The sequence below is a fragment of the Hymenobacter sp. UYP22 genome (assembly GCF_040547285.1).
GTDB lineage: Bacteria > Bacteroidota > Bacteroidia > Cytophagales > Hymenobacteraceae > Hymenobacter.
In genome coordinates, this window is sequence record NZ_JBEPPK010000006.1 from 90750 (window position 1) to 106079 (window position 15330).

Below are 15330 nucleotides of genomic sequence, written 5' to 3' on the forward strand. Positions count from 1 at the left end.
AGCCTATGTTTCCGGATTCCAAAATTCCCGAAGGCCCGCTGGCCGAAAAATGGGACACGCATAAATTCAACGTTAAGCTCGTAAACCCCGCCAACAAGCGGAAATACGACATTATTGTAGTAGGCACCGGCCTGGCCGGCGCTTCGGCAGCGGCTTCCCTGGCCGAGCTGGGCTACAACGTGAAGGCCTTCACCTACCACGACTCTCCCCGCCGGGCGCACTCCATTGCGGCTCAGGGTGGTATTAATGCCGCCAAAAACTACCAGAACGACGGTGACTCGGTGCACCGCTTGTTCTATGATACCATCAAGGGTGGTGACTACCGGGCCCGTGAAGCCAACGTGTACCGTCTGGCGCAGGTATCCGTAAGCATCATCGACCAGTGCGTGGCCCAGGGTGTACCCTTCGCCCGCGAGTATGGTGGGCTGCTGGCCAACCGCTCTTTCGGGGGTGCGCAGGTTAGCCGCACGTTCTACGCCCGGGGCCAGACCGGCCAGCAGCTGTTGTTGGGTGCTTACTCAGCCCTGTCGCGCCAGGTGGCCTACGGCAAAGTGAAGCTCTACACCCGCTCCGAAATGCTGGATGTGGTAGTAGTGGATGGTCAGGCCCGCGGTATTATCACCCGTAACCTAATTAACGGTGAGATAGAGCAGCACTCGGCCCATGCAGTAGTGCTGGCTACCGGCGGCTATGGCAACGTGTTCTACCTGAGCACCAACGCCAAGTACTGCAACGTAACCGCACCCTGGCGGGCCCACAAAAAGGGCGCGTACTTCGCCAACCCTTGCTTCACCCAGATTCACCCCACCTGTATTCCGGTTTCCGGTGATTACCAGTCGAAGCTGACACTGATGTCGGAGTCGCTGCGGAACGACGGCCGCGTATGGGTACCAGCTTCCAAAGAAATGGCTGAGCGCCTGCGCGCCGGTCAGATCCGGGTGCAGGACATTCCTGAAGAGGAGCGTGACTACTTCCTGGAGCGCAAATACCCCGCTTTCGGTAACCTGGTGCCCCGCGACGTAGCCTCGCGTAACGCCAAGCAGATGTGCGACGAAGGTCGCGGCGTAGGCTCCTCAGGCCTGGCCGTATACCTCGACTTCGCGGAAATCATTAAGCGCACTGGCGCCGAAGCCGTAGCCCAGAAGTACGGCAACCTGTTCGATATGTACGCCAAAATCACCGGCGAAAACCCCTACGAGCAGCCCATGCGCATTTACCCGGCCGTGCACTATACCATGGGCGGCCTGTGGGTAGACTACAACCTGCAAACCACCATCCCTGGCTTGTACGCTACCGGTGAGTGTAACTTCTCCGACCACGGCGCTAACCGCCTCGGTGCTTCGGCCCTGATGCAGGGCCTGGCCGACGGCTACTTCGTGATTCCCTACACCATTGGGGATTACCTGGCCCAGACGCCGCCCAAGCCCGTTACCACTGAGCACCCGGCTTTCAAAGAAGCTGAAGCCGAGGTGCGGGCTCGTATCCAGAAGCTGATGAGCATCAACGGTACGCGCACCCCCGATGATTTCCACAAGGCTCTGGGCCACATCATGTGGGAATACTGCGGTATGGCGCGCACGGCCAAAGGCCTGGAGTTTGCCAAGGCCGAGATTCAGAAGCTGCGTAAGGAGTTCTGGAGCGACCTGAAGCTGGTAGGCACGGAAGCCGAAATGAACCAGGCTCTGGAGAAAGCCGGCCGCGTAGCCGACTTCCTGGAGCTGGGTGAACTGATGGTGGACGACGCCTACAACCGCAACGAAAGCTGCGGTGGTCACTTCCGCGAGGAATACGCCACCGAAGAGGGCGAAGCCAAGCGCGACGACGACAACTACGCGTACGTGGCTGCCTGGCAGTACGTGGGCGAAAACCAGCCGGAAATCCTGAACAAGGAAGAGCTGAAGTTCGAAAACGTGAAGCTCACGCAGCGCAGCTATAAGTAGTAGTGAGTAATAGGTAGTGAGTAGCGAGACACCTCCTACTCACTACCTCACCCCTCTCGCTACCCAACACTCACTACTCAATACTCTTGAAATACAATGGCTGGAAGTAACCCCAATGCCAAACCGATGAACCTGACGCTGAAAGTATGGCGGCAGAAAAATCGTAATACTCAAGGCGGCATCGTTGATTACCAGGTGCGCGACATTTCCCCGGATATGTCGTTTCTGGAAATGCTGGATGTACTTAACGAAGACCTGCTGCGCAAAGGTGATGAGCCGGTTGCCTTCGACCACGACTGCCGCGAAGGCATTTGTGGTTCCTGCAACCTGTTTATCAATGGCCGCGCCCACGGCCCCGAGGCCGGCACCACTACCTGCCAGTTGCACATGCGCAAGTTCTCCGATGGTGACACCATCACCATTGAACCTTGGCGCGCGGCAGCTTTCCCGGTAAATAAGGATTTGAGCGTGGACCGCTCGGCCTTTGACCGTATTATTCAGGCGGGGGGCTACATTTCGGTGAACACCGGCGGTACGCCCGATGCCAACGAAATTCCGGTGCCGAAGGAAATTGCAGACCGAGCGTTTGAAGCGGCGACCTGCATTGGCTGCGGAGCCTGCGTGGCCTCCTGCAAAAACGCCTCGGCCATGCTGTTCGTGTCGGCCAAGGTTAGCCAGTTGGCTCTGCTACCCCAAGGCCACGTGGAGCGCAAAACCCGCGTAGAAAACATGGTAGCTCAAATGGATAAGGAAGGTTTTGGCGCTTGCACCAACATTGGCAGCTGCGCGGCCGAGTGCCCGGTAGGTATTTCCCTGGAAAACATTGCCATCCTGAACCACGAATTTTTGGCGGCTAAAGCCACTTCTAATAACCTGGCGTAGGTTTCTGGGTTATAGCTGTAGAATTCCTAAGAAGGCGAAACGGAAATCCGTTTCGCCTTCTTGCTTTTCGGTAATCTTGCTTCCGGTTTAGCTCTCGTATTAGTAAATACAGAGAACTGCCGGCCACCTTTACGCTTCATTGAATGATAACCATCATTGCGGGTACCAACCGGCCCAACTCCCGGGCCCGGCGCCTATCTGATTACTACCTGAACTTGCTGGCAGAACGCGGCGTGGAAGCTCAAATCCTGGATTTACGGGTCTTACCAGCAGATTTCACCTCAACGGCTCTTTATCACAACACGGGCCAGAATGAAGAATTCAACCAGCTCGTACAGATGGCGGCCCAAGCTGACAAGCTAGTATTTGTGGTGCCAGAATATAACTGTTCGTTTCCGGGGGTACTCAAATCCTTCATTGATGGCCTGCCCTATCCGGGCGGTATTCGGGGCAAGAAGGCTGCTTTGGTGGGGCTGAGCACGGGTACGCAAGGCGGAGTATTAGCCCTCAACCACCTCACCGACGTGCTGATGTACCTGGGTACGGCCGTGCTGCCCCAACGCGTGCGTTTGCCCCTCATTGATAAATACCTGGCCGAGGATGGCACCCTAATGGAACCCTTGTATCAGCAGCTGCTACAAGAGCAGGCCGACCAGCTTCTCCACTTCTGATGGCCGTATTTCTGCGGTAAAAGGGCTCCGTTTGGCCTGTGGTGCCTATCTTGCGGGCTCCTGTTGGTTTTGGTGGCATGACGCGCTTTTTCGCCCTCTTCCTGTGTATCCTGCTCTTGTTCCAGACGTTTAGTCGGGAGCTGCTGGTACTGGATTACCAGGCCCGTAAGGCGGAAATCACGCAGCTTTTTTGCGTGAATAAGGACAAGCCCCGCCTGCAGTGCAACGGCAAGTGCCACCTGCGCAAACAGCTCCGCAAAGCCTCGGATGCCGAGAGCAAAGCGCCTGGGGGCCTGGCCAAGGTGAAATACGAGGTGCTGCCACCTGCTGCGCAGTTTGCCCTCCAACCGCAGGCTATGGGCTTTGCGGCTCCCGGGCGGTTTGCCCCAGCCGTGGCCGTGCGCTACGCATTTTCGCCGGAGCACAGCATTTTTCATCCTCCCGCAGCTTAACGAACATCTGGGTTACCCGGCCGCTTGCGCTGGGCTGCTACCACTAGCCTCATTGGGGCTTGGTTGGCAGCTGTTTCCATTTTTTCGTTTTGCTGACTTTCCTGATGACATTTCGCTCATTTATTTTTCTGCTTGTTGCTTCACTGGCCACTACTCTTTCTGCCTGTAAGGATGATGCCGACCTAACGGTGCCGGCCGCTGGCACTCTGGATATTGAAGTAGACAATGTGGTGGGCACGGCTCCCTTAGCCCTGAATACCGGCACATATTTCACACCTCTGGGCCAGCAGTTCACAGTTTCCACGTTCAACTATTATATCTCCAATGTTAAGCTGAAGAAGGCCGATGGCACTGAGTATGCTGAGCCGGAGAGCTACCATTTGGTAAAGGAAACGGACGCCGCCAGCAAAGCCTTTACCCTGAACAACGTGCCCGCCGGCGACTACACTGCCCTCAGTTTTGTGCTGGGCGTAGATAGTGTCCGCAACGTTTCGGGTGCGCAGATGGGGGCTCTGGACCCGGCCAATGGCATGTTCTGGACCTGGAACTCGGGTTACATCTATACCAAGATGGAAGGCAGCTCGCCCCAGGCCGGCGGCAACCGCCAGCTTATCTTCCACATTGGCGGCTTTAAGAAGCCGAACAACACTATCCGCACGGTATCACCTTCCCTTAACGGCGCTGTTATTCAGGTGCGCAAAGACCGGAACCCGACCGTGCACCTGGCGGCCGATGTGCTGAGGATGTTTACGGGCCCCAACACCATCAACTTCACCACCCTCTCCAACACCATGGGCGGCAGCAGCTCCGTGCTGGTGGCCGACAACCAGGCGGTGGGCATGTTCCGCGTGGAGCATATTCACGCCAACTAGCTGGCATGCTGCGCTCTAAGCTTGCCTGGCTGGCCCTGTGGGGGTTGGCCGGGCTTGGGGCTTGTACTACCAATACCGATGTGGCCCCCGCCTGGGAGGTACCTGGTACTGAAGTGCCCACCAATTTCCCGGCCCCAGCATATCCGGCTAGCCTGAACCCGCCCACCCGCGAAGCCTTTACGCTGGGCCGCACCCTGTTCTATGACCCGCTGTTGTCACGCACCGGCGACGTTTCCTGCGGCAGTTGCCACCAGCAGCAGGTAGCCTTTGCTCACCAAGAGCACCGCCTCAGCCACGGAGTGGATAACCTGCTGGGTACCCGCAATGCTCCGGCCTTGCAAAACCTGCGGTGGCGAGCAGAATTTATGTGGGATGGTGGGGCCAGGCACATAGAAACTATGCCTTTAGCTCCTATTACTAACCCCGTGGAGATGGACGAGACGCTGGAAAACGTGCTGCGCAAGCTCAATGCTGATGCTAGCTATCAGCAGCGCTTCGAGCAAGTGTACGGCAGCCGCCCCATCACCTCCCAGCAACTACTAAAGGCGCTGGCGCAGTTTACCGCCTCCCTCACCAGCAGCAACTCCCGCTACGACCACTACGCACGCCAGGAAAAAGGTGGGGAGCTGACCGGGGCCGAAGTACGAGGGCTAGCCATTATGCGCCAGAAGTGCGGCTCCTGCCACGCTGGGGAGCTATTTACGGATGAAACCTACCGCAACAACGGACTCGACCGGAGCTTCTGGGCCGACTCGGGGCGGGCGCACATCACCGGCCGCCCCCAGGATGTGGGCCGTTTTAAGGTGCCCAGCCTGCGCAACGTGGCCCTCACCCCACCCTACATGCACGATGGCCGGTTCAGGACCCTGCGGGAGGTGCTGGACCACTATGCCTCGGGAATGGTAGAATCGGGGACGCTGGACGTGCAGCTGCGCCGCAGTGGCAGTGGGCCGGGCATTTCGCTTACTGAGGATGAAAAAACGGATTTGCTGGCCTTCCTGCAAACCCTCACCGACACCGAATTTCTGCACGACAAGCGCCTGGCCGAAAGCCGCTGACTTGCCGGCATTTCCTTTTTCCTGTATGAGAAAGAAAGTACTACTTCTGGTGCTGCCCCTCCTGTTGGGGGCAGCACTGGGCCACGCCTGCGACATTTGCGGGTGCTTCATGGGAATTACGCCCTACGACAACCAAAGCGGATTTGCCCTGATGCACCGCTACCGGGTATTTAACGGGTACCAGAGCTACGGGCAGAAGCCGCAGTTTTTCCCGGCCGCCGCCCGTCCCTTCGTGCCTCGTCACCTCAACCACACTACGGCTGACTTTCGGCACGCCCACAACGGTGACCCAAACGACTACGAAATCTACCGGGTAGTGGAGTTGCGCGGGAAGTACTTCCTTAGCAAGCGCCTGGAGTTGAATGCGTTTCTGCCCTATGTCATGAACTCGGCTCGCGCCAATGGTGCAACGCTCAACCTGGCAGGCATTGGGGATGCCACGATATTTGCGGGCTACCACCTCATCCGCAACATTGAAACTGCCGGGGTGCAGAGTCGCCTGATAGTAGGCGGCGGGGCCAAGCTACCCACCGGTGAGTACCGGCGGCGTACTGCCCTGGGCCGCCGCTACCCCACTCTTAACCAGCCCGGCACAGGCACTACCGATGGGTTCGTGTACGCCAACTATATCGGCAGCTTCCGGAACGTGGGCCTGAGTGTAAACAGCAGTTACCGCCGTGCCACCCGCAATGCCCTCGATGAAGGACTGGCTCCTAGCACTACCACTTTTGCCAATCTGTTCTACCGGGTAGCATTGGGCGAGGGCAACAAGTGGCAATTCTATCCCTCAGCGCAATTTTTCTACGAGAAAACAGCGGGCGAAACGTTTGAGGGCCGCCTCACTGGGGAGCACGCCATGAACAATGCCATGCTGGGCCCAGGCTTAGACATATACTACCGAAATTTCTCCCTGAATACCAGCTTCCAACTGCCCGTGTACACGGCCACCACCGACCACCCCGCCAGCGCGGGCCGCATGGTGGTGTCAGTGGGCTACAGTTTCAAGCAGAGCAAGTATCTGATTCGGTGATAAAACCAGTGAGCGGAAACACGTTATCCTAAGCTTATTGAAGCATGATGTGTTTCCGCTTACTTATATATCCCGGAGGCGTTTACCCTGCTGCCTTAGCCAGCGGCGGTGCTTGGGCTCCCCTATCACTTGAGCCCCATAAATGCCCCGGTGCCCTGAGAATAAGTAGCTGCTCACGCAGGCCAAGCCAGCGTACAGCCCGCATGAACTCCCAAACAGCTCCATAGCCATGAGGGTGCAGGCCAAAGGCGTATTGGCAGCCCCGGCAAATACCGCCACAAACCCCATACCGGTCAGCAAAGGGAGCGGAAGCGGCAGCACCAGGCCAAGGGCGTTACCTAACGTGGCCCCAATAAAAAACAGAGGTGTTACCTCGCCTCCTTTAAAGCCCGCGCCCAAGGTGAGGGCCGTCAGGAGTAGTTTGAGGACAAAGGCGTAAGGCGGTACGGGCTCTTGAAAAGCCGCCACGATAGTAGGCAGCCCCAGCCCAATGTACGCAGTAGTGCCCAGCGCCCATACCAGCAACGCTACCACCGCGCCACCCAGCACCGGGCGCAGAGGTGGCCACGAAACGCGGGTTTTAAAGGCGTCCCCAATACCATGCGTAACGCTGCCAAATAGCCTGCTCACCAGCCCAAACGCCACGCCGGCCCCTACAGCCAGCAGCAAATTCAGCCCGGATAACTCCGGCACAGCCACTACGGGGTAAGCCGTATGGCCAACTCCCCAGGCCCGGGTCACCCAGTCGGCCCCGGCGGCAGCCAGCAACGCGGGTACCAGAGCAGTGTAGCGCAGGCGGCCAAGCAGCAGCACTTCCAGCCCAAAAACGGCCCCAGCCAGCGGGGTTCCGAACACCGAAGCAAAACCGGCACTGATACCGGCAACCAGCAGTATAGGCCGCTCCTGGGGCCTAACGCGCAGCCAACGGGTTAGCTGGTCGGCCAGGGAGCCGCCCATTTGCACGGCTGTACCTTCCCGGCCCGCTGAGCCCCCAAACAAATGCGTAAGCAGCGTACCAAGCAACACCAACGGCACCATCCGGAGCGGCAGAGGGGTCCGGGGCTGGTGTATCTCATCAAGAATCAGGTTGTTGCCCGCCTCTACGCTTTGCCCCAGGTAGTAGTACAAGCTTCCTACCAAGAGCCCGCCCAGCGGCAGCAGAGCCACCATCCAGTCGTGCGCTTCTCGCCAGTCCGTTACCCACTCCAACGCCACCAAAAAGGCTGCCGAGGCCGTGCCAGCCAATAACGCTACCAGGGCCGATAAACCCAGCCAGCGACCCACGTAGAGCAGTAACAACCGGTATTCCGCCAGCAGCAGGCGCACTCGAAGGTTCATAGGCGGAATAACTAAGTCGGACTGGGCAAAAGTACGGGCTGCAGTCCGGCTAAACTACCCCAGCCGGAACCCGCAACCAGCTGGGGGGCGTTCAGCTGAAATACCTATCTTCAGGCAGCCCCCTTTTACCACGCACTATGCCGCTTCCCTTACTTCGGTTCCGTACGGTTGTCATTTTGCCCGTTCTCCTGGCGGGTTTGCTGGGCAGCTGTGAAAAAAAGGGCATAGTAGATGAAACCCCGTACGCCGCCACCCCTTACCCCCTGGTGCTACCAGCTGGCCTGCCCCAGAACGTATCCTTACCCACTGATAATCCGCTGACGGTGGAAGGAGTGGAACTGGGGCGCAAGCTCTTCTACGAAGTCCGATTATCTGGCAACGGCACCCAGTCGTGCGCCAGCTGCCACCAGCAAAGCAAGGCGTTTACTGATGCGCAGGTACGGGCCATTGGAGCGCAGGGGCAGGCTCACCAGCGTAATACCATGTCGTTGGTGAATTTGCTTTGGGAGAAGAGCCTGAACTGGGATGGGGCCGCAACTAGCCTGGAAACCCAGGCCCGGCTGCCAATCGAAAACCCACTGGAAATGCACCAGCCCCTCGCGGCGGGGGTACGCAAGCTGCAACAAACTGATCTGTATCCTCCTCTGTTTCAGCAGGCTTTTGGCAGCAGTACCATTACGGAGGCCAGCGTACTGAAAGCACTGGCTCAGTTTGAGCGCACCCTAATTTCAGCCAACTCCCGCTATGATAAGTACTTACGTCGCGAAGGCACCTTAACGGCTACCGAACGGGCGGGGGCAGCGTTGTTCAATAACCACCCCGGAGAGGTAAGCGGTTTGTTCATTCGGGGCGGCACCTGTCACCATTGCCACATCAGTGAAAATGGCCTGTTTACCTCCCCCGATTTTTTTAATAATGGCCTAGATGTCAGCTTCTCTGACCCCGGCCGGAGTGGTGTAACCAATGCCCCCGCCGACCGGGGCCGTTTCAAAGCGCCCAGTTTGCGTAATATTGCCCAAACAGCCCCGTACATGCACGATGGTCGGTTTCAAACCCTGGAGCAGGTCCTCGACCATTACAATGAGCACGTGCAGGCCAATAGCCCTGGAGTGGACCCCAACGTGCTGCTCTCTAATACGCCCAACGGCACCAAGCTCGACCTTACTGCTCAGGAGAAAACGCAGCTTGTCGCCTTCCTCAAAACTCTCACTGATTCTACCTTCCTCACGGATAAGCGCTTCTCTGACCCATTTCGCCAGTAACCTTACTTAAGTGGCAGGTTTGGTGATTCTCTTGTTTTATCAGCTGAGCGTTTTGCCTCCGTTTCTTTTGCCGGCTGCTTCCTACACTGGGTATTACCATGTTCCATACCCGGGCTGCAGTTATGCATCCGATGATGCACTAGTACTCTTGTAAACGATTTGGGATGAATCCCACTATCGGATGCTCTCTTCTCTCCGCCTCTCCCCTCTTGTCCTATGAAACTTCTGCTGATATCTGCCCTTATGAGCAGTGCGCTGTTGAGTTGCACCCTTGGCCCCCGCAGTAGTGGGCACCGTCCCCTCAGCCCCGATAATGAGGCAGGCATGCCTGACCGAATGCCCGTCGACACTGTTCTCACCGACTCGACAACGTCCCCAATAACACCTTAGGTAGGCTGAAAAGCAGCAAAAAGCCCCCACAGAAATCTGTGGGGGCTTTTTGCTGGTGAAGCTCGAATCGGCTGGCGCTAATCCACGTTATCGTGCAAGAAACGGTTGTCGCCCAGCAATTCGTTGTCGTCTGACAAGTTGAACCGGCTGATATTCTGCTCCGAGGAAGGCACCACATTTTCCAGCTTTACCTGGCGCCGCAAATAAGCAGGCGTATCCAGCTGGTCCTTGATGGCGTCGTTAGATAACCCGTTGCTCAGGGCCTGCAGACGCTGCCGACGCTCCTCTGCCCGCGCATCCAGAGAAGGCCGGGGCAAAGTGTGGTGCGTAGTTGCGGGCTGGCTGGGCTGCTGCGACAGCATAGGCTCCGGAGCAGGCATAGAAGGCGCGGCCACTACCGGCGACTCATAGCTTACTGGCGCTGGGGCCGATGTTTCCAGGTCGTAGCGCGTTACGGGCTGGGGCTCCGCTACAGGCGCGGGGGCGCTAAACGTCGGGACAGCCGGGGCGGCCTCCTGCCGGTCCTTGTCAAAAATATTGATCTGGGGGTCGGGCTGCGTGCTCACTGCGTCCTGCTCGCGGGCCACCACATTGGTAATGTTGTGCGCGTCGCGGGCGAAACCGGTAGCAATTACCGTTACCCGAATGCTCTGACCCAGGGTCGGGTCTACTCCGTGGCCAAAAATCACCTCCGCGTTTTGGCCGGCTTTGTCCTGGATGTACTCCGTAATTTCGGTGAGTTCATCCATTTCCAGCTCGGCCTGGTCGCCCGACATAATGCTCAGCAGAATACGCTGCGCACCCTGGATATCCGTGTTGTTCAGCAGCGGCGAGGCCAGTGCTTCCTCGGCAGCACGCTGCGCCCGGTTCTCGCCTTCGGTAATGCTGCTGCCCATTACGGCCGCACCGGAGTCCTTCATGACGGTTTTCACGTCTTCAAAGTCCACGTTCACATCGGCCGTTACCGTGATAATCTCGGCAATGGATTTAGCGGCTGTACTCAGCACATTATCAGCCTTGGCAAAAGCCGATCGGATGGGCAGGTTACCGAAAATCTCACGGAGCCGGTCGTTGAGAATCACCAGTACCGTGTCGCAGTTGTCGCTGAGCTCCTTGATACCCTGTTCCGCTTGCTGGCGCTTCTTCTTGCCTTCAAACATGAACGGAGCCGTCACGATACCTACCGTGAGAATACCGAGCTCCTTGGCCACCTTGGCAATAACGGGAGCCGCACCAGTACCGGTACCACCGCCCATACCCGCCGTAATGAACACCATTTTGGTGCCGTTGCTCAGCAATTCCCGGATTTGCTCCCGGCTCTCGATTGCCGCTTGCTTGCCCCGCTCAGGGTTAGCGCCCGCGCCAAGGCCTTCCGTCAGGTCGGCCCCGATTTGCAGGCGGTTTGGCACCGTGGAGGAGGCCAGGGCTTGCTTATCGGTATTACAGATGACAAACTCTACGTCCTTGATGCCTTGGCTGAACATGTGGTTCACGGCATTGGACCCACCACCGCCCACTCCAATCACCTTGATGATGGATTTAGACTGCGCTGGTATATCGAAAGTGAAATTCATGGGTTGAGTCAATTAAAAATCAAAAACTATGAATCAAAAATTGAGCGCAATTCGCTTTCCGCACGACCAAAATCAGTGCCCATTTTTAATTTTTAATTCACAATTCTCAATTGACAGTTAGTATTGCTTGTCGTCGAAGTCATCGATCAGCAAGCCTTTTGTGCGGCTGATGATTTTCTGAAAAAAGTCGCCGGCACCCGACGTTTTCTTGGGTGCTTCCTGCTCAGGTTTAGCTGCGGCCTGTTGAGGCTGCGCGGCAATGGGCTGAGGTGCAGGAGGTACCACTGGGCGGGGTTCCGGAGCTGCCCGGTAGTGGTTGGGCTCAGGCTCCTCATAGCCGCGCTGGGCCGTGCGGTCCTCAACAGAACGGTAGCCTGCCAGTACCAGCCCTACCGTTGTGGCGTACATCGGCGACTTCACGGCCTCTATCTTGCTCTTGCCCAAGTGCTCATTCGGGTAGCCGATACGGGTATCCATGCCGGTTACGTACTCAGCTAACTGAACCAGGTTCTGCAATTGGGAGCCACCACCCGTCAGTACAATACCGGCAGCCAGCTTGTCCTGGAAGCCCAGGCGCTGAATTTCGGCGTATACCAACTCAATGATTTCCTCCATGCGGGCCTCAATGATGTAGGCCAAGTTCTTCAGGCTGATTTCCTTGGGAGCCCGGTCGCGCAGGCCCGGAATGCTTACAATTTCATATTCGGAAGCCTCTTCCGCAATGGCTTTGCCGAATTTCACCTTCAGTTGCTCAGCCTGATTCTGCATTACTAAGCAGCCTTGCTTGATGTCGGAGGTGATGATATTGCCGCCGAAGGGCAGGACTGCCGCGTGCCGGATGATGCCATCTTTGAACACGGCCAAGTCAGTAGTACCACCGCCAATGTCAATCAGGGCAACCCCCGCTTCCTTCTCCTCATCCGACAGTACGGACATGCTGGAAGACAGCGGCTCCAGGATCAGGTTGTCGATTTCCAGCCCGGCCTTGGTTACGCACTTATAGATGTTGTTGATGGCCGTGCTTTGGGCCGTGATGATGTGGAAATTACCCTCCAAACGGACGCCCGACATGCCAACGGGGTCCAGGATGCCCTCTTCGTAATCCACCTTGTAATCCTGCGGCATTACGTGGATAATCTGGGAGCCAGGTGGCGTGACCAAGCGGTACATGTCGCTGGTCAGGCGTTCCACATCGGCCTGGGTAATTTCATTGTCGACGGACGCGCGGGTGATGCTGCCATTGTGCTGCAGGCTCTTGATATGCTGGCCCGCAATACCCACGTTCACGACGCCAATATTGATACCCGATTGTTCCTCCGCCTGCCGGATAGCCTTCTTAATGGCATCCACTGTCTTGTCGATGTTCGACACGATACCACGCACCACCCCTTCCGACACGGCTTTACCCATGCCCAGAATTTCGAGCTTCCCAAACTCATTTTTACGCCCAACCAAGGCGCAAATTTTGGTGGTGCCAATATCAAGGCCGACTACAATCTTATCGTGTTGCATGGGAGGAAGGGCGAGAGGGTTGCAGGAGAAAACCGCCTAATTCGCTATAAGGTAGCGTTTTAGCCGGATAATTTTATTCGCAGATGATCTGATCTTTAAACTCGACATTTACCCGGTGATAGGTATCCCAGCCGAGAACAGGGGGAATTTGACGGTAAAATACCATCAGTTTCGCAAATTTTTCTGAAATATTCTCAGGAAAGCCAAATTCTACCCGTTGGTCGCCGACTTGCTGGGTAAATGAAATCTTGCCGTTGGGGCCTACAAATACTTCCGCCACCTGAGCCCGCCAGAAAGGCTTCTCATCAACGTAGCGCAGAAACTCCAGGTAACGGGTACCGGCGCTATCTTGAAAGAAGCCCGCCGACAAGGGCTGACCACCAAGCCGGCTAACCGGCACTACCCGCGCCGTGAACAAGGGAGAAAGCGGCAAACGGTGTCCATCGGCATCCAGATAACTATCCTGCCGCGAATCTGTGTGGACCAACCGGGCAATGGGCCGGTTCTGGCGCACATCAGCGTGGAGGTTACCGGCCAAGTCGCGGTACACCTGGGCATCTTTCACAAAGCTGTGCGCCTTCAGGCGCGCCTCCAAATCTTTTAGGTCTACGTCGGCCGGCGAAGCTCCTTCCAGCCGGTCCTCGCCTTGGCGGGTGAGCAAGCTGGTAACCTCCCGCTCACTGATAAAGAAGTTGTTAAACTCGTTGCTGATGGACACAATCACGCCGGCTACCGGCCGGTTGGCTTGCCGGAAGGCCGCAAATGCGCCCAGGCCCACCAGCGTCAGCAGGCAGCCCAGGGCAAACAGCAGGTTATTGGCTTTACGCTTCAGCTCCATTCCAGCGAATTTCCAAAATATTCTTTAAACGAGGAACAAGTTGATCAATGTCGCCGGCCCCAACGGTGGCTAATACGTCAAAATTCAGATTGGTTTCGGCATTTTGCAAAATTTCTTCTTTCGTCTGCAAAGATTTTACCGAGGCAGTTATTTGGGACAAAATCAATTCGGAGGTGACGCCGGGCATGGGTAGCTCCCGGGCCGGGTAGATATCCAGCAGCACCACTTCGTCGGCAATACTCAGGCTCTCAGCGAATCCCGGGGCAAAGTCGCGGGTGCGGCTGAACAGGTGGGGCTGGAAGATGACGCGGAGCCGGCGGCCCGGATACAGGGCCCGTAGGGAACGAAGAAAGGCCTCAATTTCGCGTGGATGATGGGCGTAATCATCCACGTATACCTTAGGCGCGGCGGCAGTGCCAGCCGTCAGAATGAACTCAAAGCGCCGCTTGACGCCCTGATAGGCAGCTACGGCAGTGCGCAGCTGTTCGGGGCTGAGGCCGTAGAGTTGGGCCACGCAGGCGGCGGCCAGCATGTTCTCCACATTGTGGTAGCCGGGCACAGTCAGCACCAGCCCATCGGTAATGCCCTGGGGGCCGTGGAGGGTGAAGTGGAACCGGTGGCCCTGGGCGGTAATATCGGTGGCGTACAACTCGGGGCCTTCCTCGGGTGAGAGGCCGTAACGGATGACGCGCACGCCCGCCGGGGCCGCCGCCGCCACGCTGGGGTCGGCGGTGTGGTTGATGATGAGCGTGCCGCCGGGCTGAATCTGACCCACAAACTGTCGAAACGACTCCACCAGCGCCTCTTTGTGGCCGTAAATATCGAGGTGGTCGGCGTCGGTGCTGGTGACGATGGCCACGGTGGGAAACAGGGTCAGGAAGCTCCGGTCATACTCATCGGCCTCCACCACCACCGGGATATTGGTTGCCTGTTTTTCGTTGTTGGCTGTTGGTTTTTCGGGGGCAGTGGCCAAGCCTTCAATGGCTGCGGAAGAATTTATGCTTCTTACTTCTTCGTGCTGAATTTCCGCAGGCAGCAACAGGTTGGAGCCCAGGTTCACGCTGATGCCGCCCAGGAAGGCGGCGCAGGGCACGCTGGCGTGGTGCAGCAGGTGGGCCACCATGCTGCTGGTAGTGGTTTTGCCGTGGGTGCCGGCCACCGCAATAGTGGGATGGCCCTGAGTGAGCAGGCCCAGTACCTGGCTGCGCTTCTGGATGTCGTAGCCCTGCTCCCGCAGCCAGGCCCATTCCCGATGGTCTCTGGGAATGGCAGGCGTCAGGACTACCAGCGTCTGCTCCCGGTTTTGGCGCACGACCAGCGGAATGTTGTCCACGGCGTCCTCGTAGTGAATGGTAATGCCTTCGGCCGTGAGCTTTTCCGTGAGGGGGGTGGCCGTTTTATCGTAGCCGCTCACCTCGTAGCCGTTGGCCCGGAACCACCGCGCCAGGGCCGACATGCCGATACCACCGATACCGAGGAAGAAGACGTATTTTTTCAAGGGGCCAGGAGTT

13 protein-coding genes are annotated in these 15330 nt (G+C 57.5%); 8 read left to right on the top strand and 5 right to left on the bottom strand.

Annotated features, from left to right (window positions below; genetic code table 11):
- The first annotated feature begins 5 nt into the window (after positions 1-5).
- The 7 genes from ABIB60_RS12115 to ABIB60_RS12145 all read left to right on the top strand — a co-directional run bounded on the left by ABIB60_RS12115 (position 6) and on the right by ABIB60_RS12145 (position 6905).
- The gene (locus ABIB60_RS12115) at positions 6-1940 is read left to right on the top strand and encodes a fumarate reductase/succinate dehydrogenase flavoprotein subunit (protein WP_354580170.1); all 1935 of its coding nucleotides are present in this window, start codon (positions 6-8) and stop codon (positions 1938-1940) included.
- A gap of 126 nt (positions 1941-2066) precedes the next feature.
- Positions 2067-2822 (top strand): succinate dehydrogenase/fumarate reductase iron-sulfur subunit, encoded by a 756-nt coding sequence (locus ABIB60_RS12120; RefSeq protein ID WP_354580405.1) that lies wholly within the window; start codon positions 2067-2069, stop codon positions 2820-2822.
- Positions 2823-2965: 143 nt separating this feature from the next.
- Positions 2966-3493 (top strand): NADPH-dependent FMN reductase, encoded by a 528-nt coding sequence (locus ABIB60_RS12125; protein WP_354580171.1) that lies wholly within the window; start codon positions 2966-2968, stop codon positions 3491-3493.
- A 77-nt stretch (positions 3494-3570) separates the two neighbouring features.
- Positions 3571-3945 carry a hypothetical protein gene (locus ABIB60_RS12130; protein WP_354580172.1) on the top strand — a complete coding sequence of 125 codons (375 nt, stop codon included), beginning with the start codon at positions 3571-3573 and terminating at the stop codon, positions 3943-3945.
- A 104-nt stretch (positions 3946-4049) separates the two neighbouring features.
- Positions 4050-4817 carry an MbnP family protein gene (locus ABIB60_RS12135; RefSeq protein WP_354580174.1) on the top strand — a complete coding sequence of 256 codons (768 nt, stop codon included), beginning with the start codon at positions 4050-4052 and terminating at the stop codon, positions 4815-4817.
- 5 nt (positions 4818-4822) lie between these two features.
- Complete coding sequence (locus ABIB60_RS12140) at positions 4823-5875, top strand: cytochrome-c peroxidase (RefSeq protein WP_354580175.1); 1053 nt, start codon at positions 4823-4825, stop codon at positions 5873-5875.
- 25 nt (positions 5876-5900) lie between these two features.
- Positions 5901-6905, top strand: coding sequence for a hypothetical protein (locus tag ABIB60_RS12145; RefSeq protein ID WP_354580177.1), 1005 nt, complete (start codon positions 5901-5903; stop codon positions 6903-6905).
- 63 nt (positions 6906-6968) lie between these two features.
- Here ABIB60_RS12145 and ABIB60_RS12150 read toward each other — a convergent pair whose 3' ends face one another.
- On the bottom strand, positions 6969-8243 hold the full coding sequence (locus tag ABIB60_RS12150; protein ID WP_354580178.1) for a chloride channel protein: 1275 nt from the start codon (positions 8241-8243) through the stop codon (positions 6969-6971).
- Between the two features lie 137 nt (positions 8244-8380).
- On the opposite strand from ABIB60_RS12150, the gene ABIB60_RS12155 reads away from it, so the two are divergent.
- Positions 8381-9505, top strand: coding sequence for a cytochrome-c peroxidase (locus ABIB60_RS12155; RefSeq protein ID WP_354580180.1), 1125 nt, complete (start codon positions 8381-8383; stop codon positions 9503-9505).
- A 467-nt stretch (positions 9506-9972) separates the two neighbouring features.
- Here ABIB60_RS12155 and ftsZ read toward each other — a convergent pair whose 3' ends face one another.
- The 4 genes from ftsZ to ABIB60_RS12175 form a co-directional block, all read right to left on the bottom strand.
- On the bottom strand, positions 9973-11469 hold the full coding sequence (gene ftsZ / locus ABIB60_RS12160; RefSeq protein WP_354580181.1) for a cell division protein FtsZ: 1497 nt from the start codon (positions 11467-11469) through the stop codon (positions 9973-9975).
- A 117-nt stretch (positions 11470-11586) separates the two neighbouring features.
- The gene (gene ftsA / locus ABIB60_RS12165) at positions 11587-12981 is read right to left on the bottom strand and encodes a cell division protein FtsA (protein WP_354580183.1); all 1395 of its coding nucleotides are present in this window, start codon (positions 12979-12981) and stop codon (positions 11587-11589) included.
- 73 nt (positions 12982-13054) lie between these two features.
- Positions 13055-13819, bottom strand: a complete 765-nt coding sequence (locus ABIB60_RS12170; RefSeq protein ID WP_354580185.1) for a cell division protein FtsQ/DivIB — start codon at positions 13817-13819, stop codon at positions 13055-13057.
- The gene (locus tag ABIB60_RS12175; protein WP_354580187.1) at positions 13803-15317 is read right to left on the bottom strand and encodes a UDP-N-acetylmuramate--L-alanine ligase; all 1515 of its coding nucleotides are present in this window, start codon (positions 15315-15317) and stop codon (positions 13803-13805) included. Before ABIB60_RS12175 ends, ABIB60_RS12170 begins: the two co-directional genes overlap by 17 nt.
- Positions 15318-15330: the final 13 nt, after the last annotated feature.

Excerpts from the sequence above, each read along its gene's own strand:
- ABIB60_RS12145 (WP_354580177.1), top strand. The coding sequence starts at position 5,901 with ATGAGAAAGAAAGTACTACTTCTGGTGCTGCCCCTCCTGTTGGGGGCA.
- ftsZ (WP_354580181.1), bottom strand. The coding sequence starts at position 11,469 with ATGAATTTCACTTTCGATATACCAGCGCAGTCTAAATCCATCATCAAG.
- ABIB60_RS12140 (WP_354580175.1), top strand. The coding sequence starts at position 4,823 with ATGCTGCGCTCTAAGCTTGCCTGGCTGGCCCTGTGGGGGTTGGCCGGG.
- ABIB60_RS12130 (WP_354580172.1), top strand. The coding sequence starts at position 3,571 with ATGACGCGCTTTTTCGCCCTCTTCCTGTGTATCCTGCTCTTGTTCCAG.
- ABIB60_RS12125 (WP_354580171.1), top strand. The coding sequence starts at position 2,966 with ATGATAACCATCATTGCGGGTACCAACCGGCCCAACTCCCGGGCCCGG.
- ABIB60_RS12150 (WP_354580178.1), bottom strand. The coding sequence starts at position 8,243 with ATGAACCTTCGAGTGCGCCTGCTGCTGGCGGAATACCGGTTGTTACTG.
- ABIB60_RS12170 (WP_354580185.1), bottom strand. The coding sequence starts at position 13,819 with ATGGAGCTGAAGCGTAAAGCCAATAACCTGCTGTTTGCCCTGGGCTGC.
- ftsA (WP_354580183.1), bottom strand. The coding sequence starts at position 12,981 with ATGCAACACGATAAGATTGTAGTCGGCCTTGATATTGGCACCACCAAA.
- ABIB60_RS12155 (WP_354580180.1), top strand. The coding sequence starts at position 8,381 with ATGCCGCTTCCCTTACTTCGGTTCCGTACGGTTGTCATTTTGCCCGTT.
- ABIB60_RS12135 (WP_354580174.1), top strand. The coding sequence starts at position 4,050 with ATGACATTTCGCTCATTTATTTTTCTGCTTGTTGCTTCACTGGCCACT.
- ABIB60_RS12115 (WP_354580170.1), top strand. The coding sequence starts at position 6 with ATGTTTCCGGATTCCAAAATTCCCGAAGGCCCGCTGGCCGAAAAATGG.
- ABIB60_RS12120 (WP_354580405.1), top strand. The coding sequence starts at position 2,067 with ATGAACCTGACGCTGAAAGTATGGCGGCAGAAAAATCGTAATACTCAA.